General features: G+C 27.5%; 3 protein-coding genes. All 3 read right to left on the bottom strand.

Going from position 1 to position 2,912, the window contains the following annotated elements; all coding sequences use genetic code 11:
- Window positions 1-351: 351 nt before the first annotated feature.
- Complete coding sequence (locus tag Q1J48_RS01650) at window positions 352-915, bottom strand: metallophosphoesterase (RefSeq protein WP_300344734.1); 564 nt, start codon at window positions 913-915, stop codon at window positions 352-354.
- Window positions 916-1,058: 143 nt separating this feature from the next.
- Window positions 1,059-1,805: a DUF7695 domain-containing protein gene (locus tag Q1J48_RS01655; RefSeq protein WP_300360707.1), complete on the bottom strand. Its 747-nt coding sequence runs from the start codon at window positions 1,803-1,805 to the stop codon at window positions 1,059-1,061.
- A gap of 363 nt (window positions 1,806-2,168) precedes the next feature.
- On the bottom strand, window positions 2,169-2,912 hold a 744-nt coding region (locus tag Q1J48_RS01660; protein ID WP_367181827.1), incomplete at its 5' end, for an HAD family hydrolase.

Consider the following 2,912-nt stretch of genomic DNA (forward strand, 5'->3'; position numbering starts at 1 on the left):
TTTGAATCTTAGGTTTGAGGTTCCTAACTTCTTCACTACCTCACATTTTTATTAGGTTCGAGTTCCTATATCTTTTCTACCCCGCATTTTTGAAATTAGGTTTGGGTTCCTATAACTCTATCTACCCTTCATTTTTGAAATTAGGTTCAGGTTCCTATAACTCTATCTACCCCGCATTTTTGAAATTAGGTTTGGGTTCCTATAACTTTTATAAGATTATAGTATATTTTCTTTTAATTGTCAATATCCATAATCTTTTATCTCTTTGATAAAAATTATATCCTCTGCTTTATTCAAGAAAAATAAAAGTTTTAAAAAATTATAATTTTAAAAATTTTTTTATTTTTTTGATTAACTATCCTTTGTTAATTTTTCAAGTTCTTTTCTTGATACTTCTCTGACTTTTCTTTTTACCTCTTCAAAATCAATGGGAGTATAATCAATTCTTTCAGCACTTACACACATACTACGACTGCTTATATCTCTATAACTTGGATTATTATGAACGTGTCCAAATATATTTACCCATACAGTTCTATCATTTACAAACATAGGTTCATGGCTCACTATCCAAAAATTATCCTTAACTATTGGGTATCTGTATATATTTATATTTTTAGAAAAATCTTTCATAATCTCCATTAACTCTTCTGTATCGTGATTACCTACTACAAGCTCAAGGGTTTTAAAATTAAGAGATGACAATATTTTCTCAACATACTTTTTTTTATTTTCTCTTGGAAGAGCTAAAAAATCTCCAGCCACAATAATATCATCATCTTTTGTAACTACACTATTCCATCTATCGATTATAAATCTATCCATTTGATGAATATTTTCAAAAGGTCTACCTATGGCTGTTATTATTGAGGGATCTCCAAAATGTGTATCAGCTATTATATAGGTTTTACTCATCTTTTCTCCTTTTTAATCTATTTTTATAGCTATTTTCTTTAATTATTTTATAACTTAGATTTTCCATATTATCTAATATTTTAAATTTTATTCATTCTTCCAAACATTCTGCCAAAGAAGTAAGTATTTTAATATTTATTTTATTAAAATATCTCTACAAACTCATCTTTTCTTATAAATCCTCTTCTTTCTAAGCAGTCGTTTATAAATATAGTTATAACAGTTTTTTGTGGATAGATTTGGTAAATTCTCTTAGCCAATAATTTTATTTTTTTAATAGCCTCATCTTTAGAAAGGTTATAATAGATATTTTCCTGCTCCTGCACAAATATATTTACCATAAATCCATATTGATTAAAGAAAGGAAGATTTAATTCTTCGGCAATATTATTTAAAGCCACAGGACTAAATTTAAAATTATTTTTTCCCATAGCCTCATATATTTTATTGGCGTCTATCCCCTCAACCTCACTTATTTTATATGCTCTCTCCATATAGTCTTTCATCTCGTAAGCAGTTAATTTATCTGGCATAACTTCAGCATTAGGGTAAAGGATCTCCATAAGTTCATCAAGATCCACTCTCTTTCCAGCTCCATTTATATCCTTTATTTTTTTATATACCTCTTCTGTTAAAGTTCTTGCCTCATATTCAAAGTTCATCTCTTTTAAAATATCAGCTCTTGAAAAGTTTAAATCAATAGAGTCAAACTCTAACTGCCCTTTTTTGAAATTTCTTAACATTCCAGCTCTATTATACTCTAAAACACTATTTTTAATATCTCCACCGTCTACGAAACTAAGTCCACAGCTACATTTATGGAAATCTCCTTGTCCTCTTGAAAATATAAAGTTTTTACACTTAGGACAAATCACACCTTTTATTATCATCTTTCCTCCCGAATATCTACTTAAATTTATCAATAAAAGCCTTTGACTTTTTTATATATTTTTTTATTCTCCAAAAATATCTTATTAATTAAATCTTCTATATTATTTTATTCTTTAAATAATATATTTTTTAATTTTATTATTTAATAAAATTATTCTATAATATTTTTTTACTCAATTTATTATTAATAGTTTCTTTAATTGATTTTTATATTTTTAATTTTTTATTACTTATAATTATATCTCTATTACCTTAATAGAATCTAATTATAAATTTTTAAAGTTTCTAATCTCTATTTAATAAAGTTAATTTTAATAAAAGCACAATATTTATTATACTATAATTTTAAAATAAATCAATTTTTAAAATTTAAAATACTCCTCTATATACTTAGCAACCCCCTCTTCTGTATTAGGAATAGCCCTATTTTTTATCTCATTCTTAACTATCTCCTGACTATTTTCCATAGCCACAGGGTGTCCCACAGTTCTTAGCATATCCAAGTCGTTCTCCCCGTCACCAAATGCCATAACCTCACAAGTTTCTATCCCTAAAATCTCACCGATTTTTTTAATTCCATTCCCCTTGCTACAATTTTTAGGCACAAGATCAACACAAATTGGATCTGAAATTGTTACCTCTATCTTATCCCCATACCCTTTTCTCATAATCTCTGACATTTTAGAAACGACTTCCTCTCTGTCTGTTATTATAACCTTGCTTAAAGGGGGAATATCCTCAACTCTCTCAAGGGGTACTCTTTTAAAACTCTTTCTTCTTCCTGTAAAATCTCTAGGATCAGTTTTATCAAAATAAAAATTTTCTCTATCAAAGGCGTTATAATAAACTCCCTCATCTCTTATAGCTTTCAATATCTCAATAGCTATATCTTTAGAAATCATTTTTTCAAATATACAATTTCCATTTTTATCATAGATACTTGCACCATTGTTGCAAATAACATAGATATTTCTTTGTAATTTTTCTATTAAAAAGTCTACCCCCTGTCTACCTCTCCCAGTAGCCACAGCAAACTCCACTCCACTATCTATTAATTTTCTTATTGTTTCTATTGTATAATCTCCTACACTGTCATATTTCATAAG

The organism is Fusobacterium sp., from assembly GCF_029258315.1.
GTDB lineage: Bacteria > Fusobacteriota > Fusobacteriia > Fusobacteriales > Fusobacteriaceae > Fusobacterium_B.

Bases quoted from the DNA above. Each gene is read 5' to 3' on its own strand.
- Q1J48_RS01650 (WP_300344734.1), bottom strand. From the start codon at position 915: ATGAGTAAAACCTATATAATAGCTGATACACATTTTGGAGATCCCTCA.
- Q1J48_RS01655 (WP_300360707.1), bottom strand. From the start codon at position 1,805: ATGATAATAAAAGGTGTGATTTGTCCTAAGTGTAAAAACTTTATATTT.